At 66.4% G+C, this 13,590-nt stretch carries 10 protein-coding genes and 1 pseudogene; 5 read left to right on the top strand and 6 right to left on the bottom strand.

Translation table 11 applies throughout. From position 1 onward, the window contains the following. Window positions 1–20: 20 nt before the first annotated feature. Window positions 21–917 (bottom strand): DUF8054 domain-containing protein, encoded by an 897-nt coding sequence (locus NGM15_RS03220; RefSeq protein ID WP_253435186.1) that lies wholly within the window; start codon window positions 915–917, stop codon window positions 21–23. Between the two features lie 222 nt (window positions 918–1,139). Between NGM15_RS03220 and NGM15_RS03215 the strand changes: the two are divergent. After that, window positions 1,140–1,253 (top strand): annotated as a pseudogene (locus NGM15_RS03215) (Gfo/Idh/MocA family protein); the annotation flags it as partial. A 155-nt stretch (window positions 1,254–1,408) separates the two neighbouring features. On the opposite strand, the gene NGM15_RS03210 reads toward NGM15_RS03215, so the two are convergent. Further along, window positions 1,409–2,110 carry a helix-turn-helix domain-containing protein gene (locus NGM15_RS03210; protein WP_253435184.1) on the bottom strand — a complete coding sequence of 234 codons (702 nt, stop codon included), beginning with the start codon at window positions 2,108–2,110 and terminating at the stop codon, window positions 1,409–1,411. Window positions 2,111–2,172: 62 nt separating this feature from the next. On the opposite strand from NGM15_RS03210, the gene hutU reads away from it, so the two are divergent. The 3 genes from hutU to hutI are packed head-to-tail and all read left to right on the top strand — an operon-like array spanning window position 2,173 to window position 6,301. Continuing rightward, entirely contained in the window at window positions 2,173–4,026 is a 1,854-nt protein-coding gene (gene hutU, locus NGM15_RS03205; protein ID WP_253435181.1) for a urocanate hydratase, read from the top strand. Then, window positions 4,023–4,982 carry a formimidoylglutamase gene (gene hutG / locus NGM15_RS03200; RefSeq protein ID WP_253435178.1) on the top strand — a complete coding sequence of 320 codons (960 nt, stop codon included), beginning with the start codon at window positions 4,023–4,025 and terminating at the stop codon, window positions 4,980–4,982. The genes hutU and hutG overlap by 4 nt, the downstream gene beginning before the upstream one ends. Then, window positions 4,970–6,301, top strand: coding sequence for an imidazolonepropionase (gene hutI / locus NGM15_RS03195; RefSeq protein ID WP_425494491.1), 1,332 nt, complete (start codon window positions 4,970–4,972; stop codon window positions 6,299–6,301). The genes hutG and hutI overlap by 13 nt, the downstream gene beginning before the upstream one ends. 50 nt (window positions 6,302–6,351) lie before the next feature. Here hutI and NGM15_RS03190 read toward each other — a convergent pair whose 3' ends face one another. Continuing rightward, a complete protein-coding gene (locus NGM15_RS03190) occupies window positions 6,352–6,705 on the bottom strand; it encodes a DsrE family protein (RefSeq protein ID WP_253435171.1) in 354 nt (117 codons plus the stop codon). A gap of 94 nt (window positions 6,706–6,799) precedes the next feature. Between NGM15_RS03190 and hutH the strand changes: the two genes are divergently transcribed. Beyond that, entirely contained in the window at window positions 6,800–8,482 is a 1,683-nt protein-coding gene (gene hutH / locus NGM15_RS03185) for a histidine ammonia-lyase (RefSeq protein ID WP_253438231.1), read from the top strand. 69 nt (window positions 8,483–8,551) lie between these two features. Here hutH and NGM15_RS03180 read toward each other — a convergent pair whose 3' ends face one another. The 3 genes from NGM15_RS03180 to acs form a co-directional block, all read right to left on the bottom strand. Continuing rightward, complete coding sequence (locus NGM15_RS03180; protein ID WP_253435169.1) at window positions 8,552–10,543, bottom strand: bacterio-opsin activator domain-containing protein; 1,992 nt, start codon at window positions 10,541–10,543, stop codon at window positions 8,552–8,554. Between the two features lie 627 nt (window positions 10,544–11,170). After that, on the bottom strand, window positions 11,171–11,422 hold the full coding sequence (locus tag NGM15_RS03175) for an MTH865 family protein (protein ID WP_253435166.1): 252 nt from the start codon (window positions 11,420–11,422) through the stop codon (window positions 11,171–11,173). A 66-nt stretch (window positions 11,423–11,488) separates the two neighbouring features. Then, window positions 11,489–13,477: an acetate--CoA ligase gene (gene acs, locus NGM15_RS03170; protein ID WP_253435163.1), complete on the bottom strand. Its 1,989-nt coding sequence runs from the start codon at window positions 13,475–13,477 to the stop codon at window positions 11,489–11,491. Window positions 13,478–13,590: the final 113 nt, after the last annotated feature.

Genomic DNA, 13,590 nt, shown 5'->3' with positions numbered 1-13,590 from the left:
GAGTACCGCGACCTGGCCGCTCACTCGTAGGTGAAAAATCGGACGTTGCAGGACGGACACACCAGTTTTTCCTGCGGCGTCTTCCCGACCGGCGTCGCCTCGCCACAGCAACTCGCGCGCGTTATCGTCACCCTGCCGCCACAGAGCGGGCACTCCTCGAGTAGCGACCGCAGGGGGCGCCCCGCGGCGCGGGCGACCGCGTTGTCGACCCGCTCTTCGAGCGCGCGGGCTGCAGCGAGTTCGGCGATGGCGATTCCCTGGTGAAGCGTTACGGGCGCGCTCTCATCCGGGTCCAGGATGACGACGGGGCGACCCCACTGCCGGCGCGTGCGCGTGTCGACGTCTGCCGGCGTCTCCTCGTCGGCCACGTCGGCCAGCGCCTCGAGATCGAGGTGACGAAGCGACACCATCTCGCGACGCCAGTCCTCGCGGAAGGCCGGGTCGAGCACCACGTCCTCGGCCTCGAGGTCGACGACGCCGGCCTCGAGCAACGTGGTGAGGACCACTTCTCCGTCCGGTGGGGTTTCGTCGCTCGAACCCGCGCCCGCGTTCGCGTTCGCAGCCGTATCCGCGGTCGTGGTCGAACTCGTCGTCGATCCAGATTTCTCGACAGTTCCGGGACTGGTGGCGTCGGCCAGCGATCCGTTCGTCGACCCCCTCTCGTGACCGAACGGATCGACCGGCAGCCTGGCGACGAGCTTCGGCGCCAGGTGGGGCGTGTACGGGACGAGGTAGCCCCGGAGGCCGATCCCGGCGACGCCAGCAGTCGCGACTCCAACTGCGGTCCGTCGCCGCCCCCTGAGAGCGAGGACGCCGACCACCGCGATGAGCAACGCGAGGTTGGTCACCGTACACGGCCAGCAGCGATTCTCCCCGATGAATTCCGGGCGCCGAATGCGCTCGAGAAGCGAAGCCATGCGAGGCAATTCCTGATGGGACGGCTTGAGTGTGGCGCCGGAGATAGCTTTTTTCAACACGTGTTATACGTCGACTGGAACGAATGTACGCCCTCCACAACCCGGCAGGCTGGTGGTTCGGATGGACGGCTACGAACTGGTCGCGACGCTCGAGGACGCGGGCCTCACCCCGAGAACTGGAGCGCGAACGACCCGGCCGCGAGGAGCAACTGTACTGAATCGATGACCGACGAGACACCCATCCGGGGCGGAATCGTCGGCTGTGGCAACATAGGCCAGTACCACGCCGACCGCCTCCAGGAGCTCCGTGTCGACCTCGTCGGCACCATGGACGTCTGGACATAGGCGCACAACCGGTTCGGTCGGCTACACATTTTATAGTTTTCCGATATCGGCGCCTGGAATCTCGCGATAACGTAACCGGCGGCGGCGATGATCGTGTCCGAGTCAGATAACTACCGATCGAGAAGTGGACTGATCGGAAAAACGGGCTACTCGAGGTACCGCCCCGCGACCGATCCCAGAATTTTCCGCTCGGCCTGCCGACGGTGTTCGTCAGCGGTACGTCGATCGATGCCCACCGACTCGGCGACGGCCGCCATCGACGTCTCTCGAGGAATCTCGTAGTATCCCCGTTCGTACGCTGTCGCGAACACCTGGCGCTGTCTGCGGGAGAGGGCCGGCAACGGCTCGCCGATCCCGTCCGGCGTCCGGTTGCGGTCGAGGCTGTCGAAGGAGAGGTCCCGCTTCGACTCGACGCTCACGTCGAAGTCCTCGAGCAGGTCGTGATAACAGCGGGTGAGGTGGGCCGACTCGAGCGCCAGGAGGCGAATCGACCGCGCCCCGTCTGCGTATCGAATCGGCGGCAACAGAAGACAGCCGTGGTCGTCCAGGACGGCATCGACGACCGCGGTCTCGAGCGCCTTGACGCAGTTTCCGGTGACGACCACGGCCTCGGGCCCGTCAACGATGGCATCGTCGATCCCGGCGAACTCGTCGACGGCCTCCAGGACGGCCTCGAGACCGCCGGTCTCGCACTCGAGGAGCAACAGATCGCTGTGGTCGTTGCACCACAGGGAGAGCCGTGCGTCGAACGCCGCGGTGATCGCATCGTAGGAGCCGAACTCGGCTCCCGATTCAGAACCGGCGAGGCGGAACGTCGCTTCGTACACGAAGGGGTGGAGGGTGGCCACGTATATAGTACCCGGCGTGTGGCTACTCGAAACACTTGCCGGCCCGGGCCGTGTGCGTACGTATGGCAGACTCGTCTTCGAACATCGAGCGCGACCAGGATGGGACGACCGAGTGGGAGGGAATCGGCGAACCGAGCGAGCAGTGGCGATCCTACCGGGGCGCCCCGACCGGCACCAACCTCGAGTGTCGCGGCTGGCGTCAGGAGGCGGCGTTCCGCATGCTGAACAACAACCTCGACCCCGAGGTGGCCGAGGACGCGGCGTCGCTCGTCGTCTACGGCGGCACCGGCCGGGCAGCCCGGTCGTGGGACGCCTACGACGCGATCTGTGACCAGTTGCGGGACCTCGACGACGACGAGACCCTGCTCGTCCAGAGCGGCAAACCCGTCGGCCGGTTCACGACCCACGAGCGCGCCCCGCGGGTACTCATCGCGAACTCGAACCTGGTCGGCAAGTGGGACGACTGGGCGCACTTCCACGAACTCGAGGCCCGCGGGAAGATCATGTACGGGCAGATGACCGCCGGCTCGTGGGCCTACATCGGGACCCAGGGGATCATCCAGGGCACCTACGAGACGCTGGCCGAACTCGGCCGCCAGCACTTCCCCGAACGCGAGGGCCTCGAGGGGCGGATCGTCGTCACCGCCGGTCTCGGCGGCATGGGCGGCGCCCAGCCTCTGGCCGTGACGATGAACCACGGCGTCTGCATCGCTGCCGATGTCGACGAGCGTCGGATCGAGCGCCGCCTCGAGACCGGCTACTGTCAGGAGCGCGCGCCCGACCTCGAGACGGCCATCGAACGCGCCGAGGACGCGGCGGAGGCCGGCGAGGCCTACAGCGTCGCCGTCCACCTGAACGCCGCCGACATGCTCGAGTCGATGATCGAGCGCGGCTTCGTCCCGGACGTGATCACCGACCAGACGAGCGCCCACGACGAACTCGAGGGGTACTATCCCGCGGGGTACTCAGTCGAGGACGCCGATGCCCTCCGGGAGCGAGACCCCGAGGCGTACGTCGAGGAGAGCCTCGCGACGATGGAGCGTCACGTCGACGGCATTCTCGAGTTACAGGAGCGGGGTGCCATCGCGTTCGAGTACGGGAACAACATCCGGGGGCAGGTCCAGGACTATCGACGTGGCGCAAACGGCGGGGGTGGCGCGGGCAGCGGCGACGGCGACGAGAGCGAAAAAGCGTGGCCCCTTTCAAGCACCGACTCGAGCGAACGGCAACCGTTCGACTTCCCCGGCTTCGTGCCCGCCTACGTCAGGCCGCTGTTCTGCGAGGGGAAAGGGCCCTTCCGCTGGGCGGCGCTCTCGGGCGATCCCGCCGACATCCACCGCACCGACGACGCTGTTCGTGAACTGTTCCCCGAGAAGGAACACCTCGCCAGGTGGATCGACCTCGCCCAGGAGCACGTCGAGTTCCAGGGGCTCCCCTCGCGCGTCTGCTGGCTCGGGTTCAACCGTGACGAGGACGGCCTCACCGAACGCGCCCGGTTCGCCCTCCGGATCAACGACCTCGTCGCCGACGGCGAGATCTCGGCCCCGATCGTCGTCACGCGCGATCACCTCGACGCCGGGTCGGTCGCCAGCCCAAACCGCGAGACTGAGGCGATGGCCGACGGGACCGACGCGGTCGCCGACTGGCCGATCCTCAACGCCCTCCTGAACTGTGCGGCGGGTGCCGACATCGTCAGCGTCCACGACGGCGGCGGCGTCGGCATCGGGAACGCCCTCCACGCGAACAACCACGTCGTCCTGGACGGGAGCGAACTTGCCGCGGAGAAGGCGCGCCGCGTCTTCACTACCGACCCCGGTATGGGCGTCGTGCGTCACGCTGACGCCGGCTACGACGTGGCGCTCGAGGAGGCCCGCGAGTCGGACGTCACGATCCCGATGGGTGGTGACGAGCGGTGACAACCTTCACCACCCCAGTCGAGTGGGGGAGCCCCTCGAGCGACCCCAACGACCAGACGTTTGCCGATGTGGTCGCGGCGGTGGAACTCGATAACGCCGACGAGTACGACGCCGTGTTCGTCGGGGAGCCCTCCGACGTCGCCGTCATCGGTCGCCGTGGTGCCCGGGAGGGACCGCGAGCGATCCGGGAGTCGATGGCCGGCGTGAAGACCCACCACTTCGAGGTGGGTTCAGTCGGCTCGAACGGCACGAACGGCGCGAACGGCTCAGCCGCCCCAATCGGCGACCTCGGCGACCTCGAACTCGACCTCCCCAACGACGACGTTTCGACTGTCCAGGACCGAGCCGAAGCGGCCGCCCAGGCCGTCTACGAGACCGGCGCTCGCCCCGTCTTCCTCGGCGGCGACAACTCCCTGACCGTGGCGAACGTCTCGCCCTTGCTCGCCGACGGCTCGGTCGGCGTCGTCAGCCTCGACGCCCACCTTGACTGCCGGGAGCCGATCGACGGCCCCTCGAGCGGTACGCCCTACTATCAGCTTCACGAGCGCGGCCTGGACGCCTTCGCCGTCGTCGGCGCGCGACACTTCGAGACCTCGAGCGCGTATGCTGAGTACGTCGAGGAGCAGGGTGGAACGGTCGTCACCGCAGAAACCGTGCGCCGGGACCTCGAGGCCGCGGCGGCCCGGGCGCTCGAGGCGATGACGGGCGTCGATCGGATCTTCCTCAGCCTGGACGTGGACGTACTCGACGCGGCGTTCGCACCTGGCGTGAGCGCGCCCACGCCGGGCGGGCTGACGACGACCGAGTTGTACGCACTCCTTCGCCGAATCGCGGCCGACGAGCGCGTCGCCGGGTTCGAGGTGGTCGAGTGTGCGCCGCCGCTCGACCGCGGGGGGATGACGAGCGACGCGGCGGCTCGAGCCGTCGCGCACGTGCTCGCGGGGTGGTCGGCGTGAGTCGCGAAGGAGAAACAGGTACCCAGGAGGGCCACACCACAGTCGTCTACGGCACGAGCGAATTAGTGGTCGGCCCGGCGAGCGGAACTAGTGGCGAGTGGGAAAATGGGGACGAGAGTCGTGACGCCGCCCTCGAGACCGTTGATAACGGCGCGTTCGTCGCCGTCGACGGCGAGGTCGTCGCCGTCGGCCCCACGGACGACGTCGTTCGAGAAACCCCGCCAGAGAACGCCGACACGGCCATCGACGCGAGCGGCCGAGCCGTCGTCCCCGGATTCGTCGACCCACACACCCACGCGGTCTTCGCCGGGGATCGCTCCGACGAGTTCGAGGCCAAACTCGAGGGAACGACCTACCAGGAACTGCTCGCGCAGGGTGGCGGCATCCTTCGAACCGTTCGATCCACGCGCGAGGCGAGCCTCGAGCGTCTCGTCGAGAACCTGCTCGCCCACCTCGACGTCATGCTCGCCCACGGGTCGACGACCGTCGAGGTCAAGTCCGGCTACGGCCTGGAGACCGGGACCGAATTGCGGATGCTCGAGGCCATCGACGCCGCGAACGAACGCCACCCCGTCGATCTCGTGCCGACCTACCTCGGCGCCCACGCGGTTCCGGAGGGCGCCGACGCCGACGACTACGTCGAATCCGTCGTCGACGACCAACTGCCCGCGGTGGCCGACCAGGGAATCGCCCGTTTCTGTGACGTCTTCTGCGAGGAAGGCGCGTTCTCCGTCGACCAGTCGCGACGGGTGCTCGAGGCCGGCCTGGAGCACGGACTCGAGCCGAAGGTCCACGCCGAGGAACTGTCCCACCTGGGCGGGACGCAACTCGCGGCCAACCTCGAGGCTGCAAGCGCGGACCACCTGCTCTACGCAACCCGCGAGGACGTGGACGCGCTCGTCGAGGCCGGAACGGTTCCCGTCCTCCTTCCTGGCACCGCCTTCGGCCTCGGGGAGGCCTACGCCGACGCCGAGACGATGCTCGAGGCCGGCGCCCCGGTGGCAATCGCGACCGACTTCAACCCGAACTGCCACTCACGGAGCATGGAGTTCGTACAGACGCTCGCGTGCGTCGAGATGGGACTGACGCCCGCGGAAGCCCTGCTGGGTGCGACCAGGAACGCGGCTCGAGCGATTGGCGTGACGGACGGGACGGGCACCCTCGCGGTCGGTGCCCCGGCGGACGCCCTCGTGCTGGAGGCGCCGCGATACGCCCACCTCGCCTACCGATTCGACACGACGGCGGTGGAGACGGTGCTGAAGCGAGGGCAGGTCGTCGTCGAAAACGGGACGGCGCTCGAGGGGGTGCGTTCGTCGTGAGCGCCGTTATACTCGAGTACGGTCGCACGAACGGGGAAGACCCGTTCGAATCAGTAGGTGATGATTTCGTAGCCGTCGGCGACGAGGGATCGGACGCTCGGATGTCCCTCGAACTCGGTGACCTCCTCGACGGGTTCGTCCTCGACCTCGTCGTCGACGTCGTAGGCGTCGGCGCAGTACGAGCAGACCTGCGCGTGGTGCTCGACGGCGTCATAGAGGGCGTGGTAGTCGTGATCCTCGTCGGCGAGTTCGGGGACCCACTGGGTTCCAGCGCCGTCGAAGATGAGTTCGATCTCGTCGCCGTGGTCGTCGAACTCCTTGGCGGTCTGGAGGGCGTTGACGACGCGACCGAGGTCGGACGGGGCTTCGGTGCCAGCGAGAACGATGATCGCGGTCTTTGGCATGTGGTCGACCGTTCACGGCGGACGGAAAGGACGGTTGTGCGCTCGTGTGCAGGTGGCCCACGAACGAACGGAGGACGGCGGGACGGAGGCCAGCATGACTGACGCCGACAGCGCCCCCGTCGAACTCGACGGCCGCTCACTCACTCCCGAGGACGTCGTCGCCGTCGCCCGAGACGGCGCCCCGGTCACGATCACGGAGGGCGCCCGCGAACGCGTTCGCGTCTCCCGGGAGCGCGTCGAGGACGTGATCGAGAGCGGCGAAGCCGTCTACGGCCTCAACACGGGCTTCGGCGAGCTGGTCGACGAACGGATTCCGCCGGACCAGATCGAACGCCTCCAGACCAACCTCCTGCGGAGCCACGCCGCCGGGGCGGGCCGAGCGTGTACCCGTGAGGAGGTTCGGGCGATGATGGTCTCGCGGGTCAACGCGTTAGTCGCGGGCTACTCGGGCGTGCGCGAGGTCCTCGTCGATCACCTCGTGGCGCTGCTCAACGAGGACGTTCAGCCGGTCGTCCGCTCGCGCGGGAGCCTCGGCGCCAGCGGCGACCTCGCGCCGCTCGCCCACCTCTCGCTGGTTCTCATCGGCGAGGGCGAGGCAATCATCCGTGACGACGAGGAGTCGATGCGCGTCGCTGGCGACGTGGCCCTCGAGGCGGTCGGGCTCGAGCCGCTGTCGCTCGCACCGAAGGAGGGGCTGGCGCTGATCAACGGCACCCAGCTAACGGTTGGACTCGCGGCGATGCTTGTCGTCGACGGCGAACGACTGCTCCGGGCTGCGGACGCCGCAGGCGCGCTCACGACCGAGGTGACGCTGGGGACGACGGCCACCTCCGACGCGGCCATCCACGACGTGCGGCCCCACGCAGGCCAGCAACGAAGCGCCGCGGCGGTTCGCGCGCTGACGGCCGACAGCGACGTCGTCGAGGCCCACCGAAACTGCGACCGCGTCCAGGACGCCTACTCCCTGCGATGTCTCCCACAGGTCCACGGGGCCGTCCACGACGCGGTCGCCCACCTCCGGGAGGCCGTGACGGTCGAACTCAACAGCGCAACCGACAACCCGCTCGTTTTCTCCGCCGCAGACGCGGACGACCGCGCCTCCGGAACCGACCGCGCGGCCGTCATCTCCGGGGGGAACTTCCACGGCCAGCCCCTCGCCTTACGTCTCGAGTACGCCCGCCTCGCACTGACCGACCTGGGAGCGATCGCCGAGCGTCGGATCGATCGCATCCTCAATCCGAACCTCCAGGAGGACCACCTCCCACCGTTTCTCGCTCCCGAGAGCGGCCTCCAGTCGGGCTACATGATCGCCCAGTACACCGCCGCCGCGCTCCTCAACGAGTGCCGGTCGATCGGCGCGGCCTCGAGCGACAACACGCCGGTCAGTGGCGGCCAGGAGGACCACGTCAGCATGAGTTCGCAGTCGGCGCTGAACGCCCGACGGGTGCTCGAGAACGTCCGTCGGATCGTGGCGACCGAGGCGGTCTGTGCGACGCAGGCGGCCGACTACGTCGGCAACGCCGAGGACGTCGACGTCCTCGCGCCGATAGTCGACCGAGCGGCGACGGCCGACCGAGCGGCGACGGCCGACCGAGCGGCGACGGCTGCTGCCCTCGGAAACGGAACCGGGGCACTCTACGAACACGTCGGGAAGTTCGTCCCACCGCTCGAGGACGACCGCGTCCTGGACGCCGAACTCGATGCGGTTGCCGATGCCATCGCATCCGGGGGGATCGATTCCGTGGTGGTTCCAGTTCTCGAGCCTCTGGACGAATAGTAACGTCCGACGCTCGAGCCTCTGGACGAACAGTAACGTCCGGCGCTCCAGGCCAAGGGCGCTCCCCTCTCAGTCAGTCCCGTCTTCGTCGAAGAAGTCCCGGAGAATTTCCTGTAAGCCGCGACGCAGATGCTGGTGCATCGTCGGCGCAGCAATTCCCATCGATTCGGCGATCTCTTCGCCCGTACTTCCGCGCGGCCAGTCGAAGTAGCCGCCGTAATACGCAAGTCGAAGCGCCGTGAGCTGGCGATCTGTGAGCCGGTCGGCGATTCGATTGCGTCGGTCGCGGGCGGTCATCACGGGTCGGTCAGCCTCGCGTTTGGAAACGAGTTTAGTCTGTGCGTAGATCCGCTTCATCGCCTCGACAATCTCTCGCGTATCGGTCTCCCGGGAGACCTCGGCCGTCAGGTGCCCGACGCCGTCCTGGACGCTGACGTCGCGCACCGTTGCCCCGTATCCGGTGAGCGTTCGAACCGCGGACTCCGAGAGCCGGATTTCGATCGTCGCCTGGTCGTCGCCGTCGTGGATGAGTCGACACTCCTCGACGGTGGGGTGGGCAGTCGCTTCGTCGTGTACCGTCTTCCCGTCGAGCCCATCGACCGTCACGTACTGGTAGGTTCGACCGGCGGCCGTCGTCCCCGACCACTCGAGGGTGCACGTGCAATCGTACTGCGTTGAGAGATCGAACGAGAACGAGTCGCCGCCCTCGATCCGGAACTCGAGGACCGTCACGGCATCGGCGAACAGCAGCCGACGGTTCTTGATCGCGTTGATGGCGAAGCCGATCGTCTCGCCGAGGAGCCGGAAGGCGTCCTCCTCGCGCTCGCCGAACGCGTCCGCTCGACGAGCCAGTACGGTCAGCACGCCGTACACGCTGTCGCCGTGGGCGAGTGGGACCGCCAGGGCCGATTCGATGTCGTGTTCACGGGCAGCCTCCTTGAGAGGATCTGGGAGGCTTGAACGTTCCGACAGGTCGTTGCTCGACTGAATCGTGTTCTCCCGCATCGCACGGACGATGGGCCGGTCGGGATCTGCGTCGAGGTCGATCTCCTGGATTCGCTCGAGGTAGGACTCGACGTCGCCACACCCCGTCTGGTAGACCACGTCGTCGTTCCCGGAGGGCCGAGAGATCCACGCCCCGCAGTAGAGGTCGGAGGCGACGAGCTGCTCGCAAACGGCGTCCTCGACGGACGACTGCGTCGGCGCTTCGACGAGCGTCTCGATGATGCGCCGGACGACGGCGTTGATCCGGTTGAGCAACTGGAGTTGATCTCGGCGCTGCCGAAGCGCTTCCTCTCTATTGGCCCGTTCGGTGACGTCGCGCGCCAACCAGATTACGGCTCGCTGATCGGCCGAGCGCAGGTCGATCGGGGCGACTCGCGCCTCGTACAGCCGCACGCCTTCGGTCGTGTTCGTCTCGTACTCGACGTGTTCGATGGCGTCGTTTTCGAGGGCCGCGGTGACCGTCTCGTGTAAGCGGTTTGCCTGCGAGTTCTGAAACGCGTCCCACAACGTCTGTCCGACGAACTCCGTCGAAGCGACGGTGTAGAGGTCGGCCGCATCCGGTCGAACGTTCGCGTCGAGGTAAGTTCCGTCCGCCCCGATCACGAAGACCTCGTCGGGCAACGTCGTCGCGAGTACCTCGGCAGCGGTCGTGACGGGTCGGGGCGAACCGATGTGCTCGAGGGCGCGCTCCCAGTGGGTCTCTACTCGGTCGTCGATCGCATCCAGTGACGACGTAGGAACGTAATCGTCGGCACCACCCCGGATCGCGGCGGTCGCGAGGCGATCAGATCCCACCGGCGAGACGACGATCGTTCGTCGGCGATCGGATTCGTCCGTCAGCGTCTCGAGAATCGAACGAACCCACGACTCGTCGCGAGCGCAGACGACAACCACCGGAAACTGCTCGGCACCGTCCTCGAGGAGTCGAAGACACGCCTCGCGCGAGGTGACGGTTCGAACCGGACGGTCGAGACCGTCCGCGAGTTCTTCGACGAGCGCATCGGCGTCCGTCGATGAGGCGATGAGGACTGCGTGTGAATCGGGGCTGGTCGACATAGTCAGATCACGGCCGTTGGGCCTGCAGCGGTAATCGCTCGGACGTACGCCTCCTGCGGCGGCGGTAGCCGGATACGCTATCCGACGAGACGCTTCGTCTGAGAGCGCAAACGGGGTTCGCGAGGAGCAGAGTCGACTTTTCAGAGGAAGCGTGAACGCACGAGCGAACCGTCCGTGTCGACTGAATCACCTCGAGTTCCCCGGTCTTGTTAGTCGATTGGCAACCCGGGTGGATAAATGGTTCGCTACGGCCGATTCTCGTCTGGACACGGCGTAGCTACTCGACACGGCCGTACTCTTGCGGTTTATCCAGTTGCATATTCGTTTCAAGCGGCACAAACGATCGCACTCACTTATACCGTGTCTGCCTGATGTGTGAGTGGGGATGGGATGATAGATACCGTTAAATCGCTGCTGTTTTCCGAGTCGGAACGCGAAACGATTTACGAGTGTCGGCGGTGTGGAACCGGCGTCGACTCGCCGTCGAGTACGTGTCCGTCCTGTGGGAACGAGGACATCGCCAGCTTTCACACGCGGTGAACGGAAAACCACTTCGGCACGTCAGCACCCGCTCGAGCGGCCGTTCTGTCGCCGAAGGATCGGTATCGACTCCGTCCGATCGACCGATTAGATCTCGTCCCGGGCCTTCAGCTTCTCCATGACGTCGTCGACGAAGGCGTCGACGTTCTCGTAGGGGAAGTCACCGCCCGAGAGCTTCGTGTTCAGCTCCATCGCCGTCATAGAGAAGTCACCGGACTCGAACTTCGTTCCCGGCCCGTTCGGTAGGGCGGGTACGAGGTCCATCGGGCTCGAGATGGGGTAGTCTGCGCCTTCGAACGCCTCGGTAAACTGCTCGCGAAGTTCGTCTTCGTCTGCCATAGCACCCTGACGTTCAGGCGGATAAATAATAAACCTGTTTACTAGGTCTCGTAATCGACCTACGCCTCAGTCGTCCCCAACCTGGGCAGCGATGTCCTCGACGACGTCCGGGTTCCGGAGCGTCGAGGTGTCGCCAAGTTCGTTGCCCGAGGCGATGTCCTCGAGCAGGCGACGCATGATCTTGCCCGAACGGGTTTTGGGGAGTTCGGGGGTGACGATGACCTCTTCGGGTCGAGCGATGGGCCCGATGGCGTCTTCTACCCCCTCGATAATTCGGTCGCGCATCGAGTCGGTCGCGTTGGCATCGTCCTCGAGGATGACGTAGGCGTAGACGGCTTCGCCTTTGATGTCGTGGTCGCCACCGACGACGGCGGCTTCGGCGACGCCCTCGACGCCGACGATGGCGCTCTCGATTTCCATCGTGCCCAGGCGGTGCCCGGAGACGTTGATGACGTCGTCGACGCGCCCGAGGATGGTGATGTAGCCGTCGTCGTCGATTTTCGCGCCGTCTTCGGGGAAGTACACCCACTCGTCGCTTTCCTCGTCGGAGTACTCCTGCCAGTACTCGGAGAGGAAGCGCTCGTCGTTGTTGTACAGCGTGCGCAGCATCCCCGGCCACGGATTATTCACCGTAAGGTAGCCGGCGTTGCCCGCCTCGACCTGGTCGCCGCTGGCGTCAACGATGCGGGCGTCGATACCCGGCAAGGGTGGCCCGGCCGAGCCGGGTTTCATCTCCCCGATGCCGGGGAGGGTGGTGATCATCATCCCGCCCGTCTCCGTTTGCCACCAGGTGTCGATGATAGGACACTCGCCGTCGCCGATGTGATCGTAGTACCACTGCCACGCCCGCGGGTTGATCGGTTCGCCCACGGTGCCCAGAAGCCGAAGCGAGGAGAGGTCGTGTTGATCGGGATACTGTTTGCCCCACTTCATGAACGCCCGGATGGCGGTGGGGGCGGTGTAGAAGATGTCGACGTCGTTCTTCTCGACGAGTTCCCACAGCCGGTCCTTCTCGGGGTAGTCGGGCGTCCCCTCGTACATCACGGTAGTCGTCCCGAGTGCCAGGGGGCCGTAGACGATGTACGAATGCCCCGTAATCCAGCCGATGTCCGCTGCACACCAGTAGGTGTCCTCGGGTTTGACGTCCAGGACGGCGTGAGAAGTCCAGGCGGCGTACGACAGATAGCCCCCCGTGGTGTGTTTCACCCCCTTTGGCTGACCGGTGGTGCCCGAAGTGTACATCAGGAACAGCATGTCCTCCGCATCGCGCGAGACCGGCTCGACCGTCTCGCCTTCGTGTGCGTCGACCAGTTCCTCGTAATCGTGGGCGTTGGCGCCGAGGAAGTGGTTCAGTTCGTCGCCGAGACGGTCGACGACGACCGTCTCGACGTCGTGATCGACGCCGCGAAGCCCCTTGTCCGCCTTCTCCTTGTGGTTCAATGGATCACCGCGCCGGTAGTAGCCGTCGCAGGTGACGAGGTACTCGCTGTCGGCGGCGTTCATCCGGGTCGCGAGCGCGTCGGCGGAGAAGCCAGCGAACACCACCGAGTGGGGCGCGCCGATGCGGGCACACGCGAGCATCGCGATGGGTAGCTCCGGAATCATCGGCAGGTAGAGCGTGACGACGTCGTCCTCCTGGACGCCTAGCTCCCGCAACGAGGCGGCAAACGCCTCGACCTCGTACAGCAGGTCGCTGTAGGTATACGTTCGAGTTTCCCCGAGTTCGCCCTCCCACTTGATCGCCGCCCGATTCTTCGCACCGTTCTCGACGTGGCGATCCAGACAGTTGTAGGAGGCATTCAACTCGCCGTCGGTGAACCACCGATAGAACGGCGCGTCGTCGTCCTCGAGGACGGTGTCGTACTCCTGGCTCCAGGAGAGCAGGTCCGCGGCGCGCTCCCAACACTCCGGCCAGTTCTCTGCGAACTCCTCGTAAATCTCGGGGTCGCTCACGTTCGCCTGGTCGACGAACGACGCCGGCGGCTCGTAGGTCTCCCCCTCGGCTAACCGCGCCTCGAGTTCGGTTTCCTCGTCGGTATCTGGTTCCTCGGCCATGACTAGTGCAAACATCGGGCATGAGCGGGATAAACGTTATCCTCGTCGCCGTTTCGCGTGGCGATTTTGGGGTGGCGGCAGGAGGGGAGCGGTTCCCCGTTCGTCGTGACAGT

The sequence above is a fragment of the Natronosalvus halobius genome, from assembly GCF_024138145.1.
GTDB lineage: Archaea > Halobacteriota > Halobacteria > Halobacteriales > Natrialbaceae > Natronosalvus > Natronosalvus halobius.
Note: the sequence above shows the minus strand (reverse complement) of the source record. Positions and strands in the feature narration are given on the sequence as shown.

Excerpts from the sequence above, each read along its gene's own strand:
- NGM15_RS03180 (WP_253435169.1), bottom strand. The coding sequence starts at position 10,543 with ATGTCGACCAGCCCCGATTCACACGCAGTCCTCATCGCCTCATCGACG.
- hutH (WP_253438231.1), top strand. The coding sequence starts at position 6,800 with ATGACTGACGCCGACAGCGCCCCCGTCGAACTCGACGGCCGCTCACTC.
- NGM15_RS03220 (WP_253435186.1), bottom strand. The coding sequence starts at position 917 with ATGGCTTCGCTTCTCGAGCGCATTCGGCGCCCGGAATTCATCGGGGAG.
- acs (WP_253435163.1), bottom strand. The coding sequence starts at position 13,477 with ATGGCCGAGGAACCAGATACCGACGAGGAAACCGAACTCGAGGCGCGG.
- NGM15_RS03175 (WP_253435166.1), bottom strand. The coding sequence starts at position 11,422 with ATGGCAGACGAAGACGAACTTCGCGAGCAGTTTACCGAGGCGTTCGAA.
- hutU (WP_253435181.1), top strand. The coding sequence starts at position 2,173 with ATGGCAGACTCGTCTTCGAACATCGAGCGCGACCAGGATGGGACGACC.
- NGM15_RS03190 (WP_253435171.1), bottom strand. The coding sequence starts at position 6,705 with ATGCCAAAGACCGCGATCATCGTTCTCGCTGGCACCGAAGCCCCGTCC.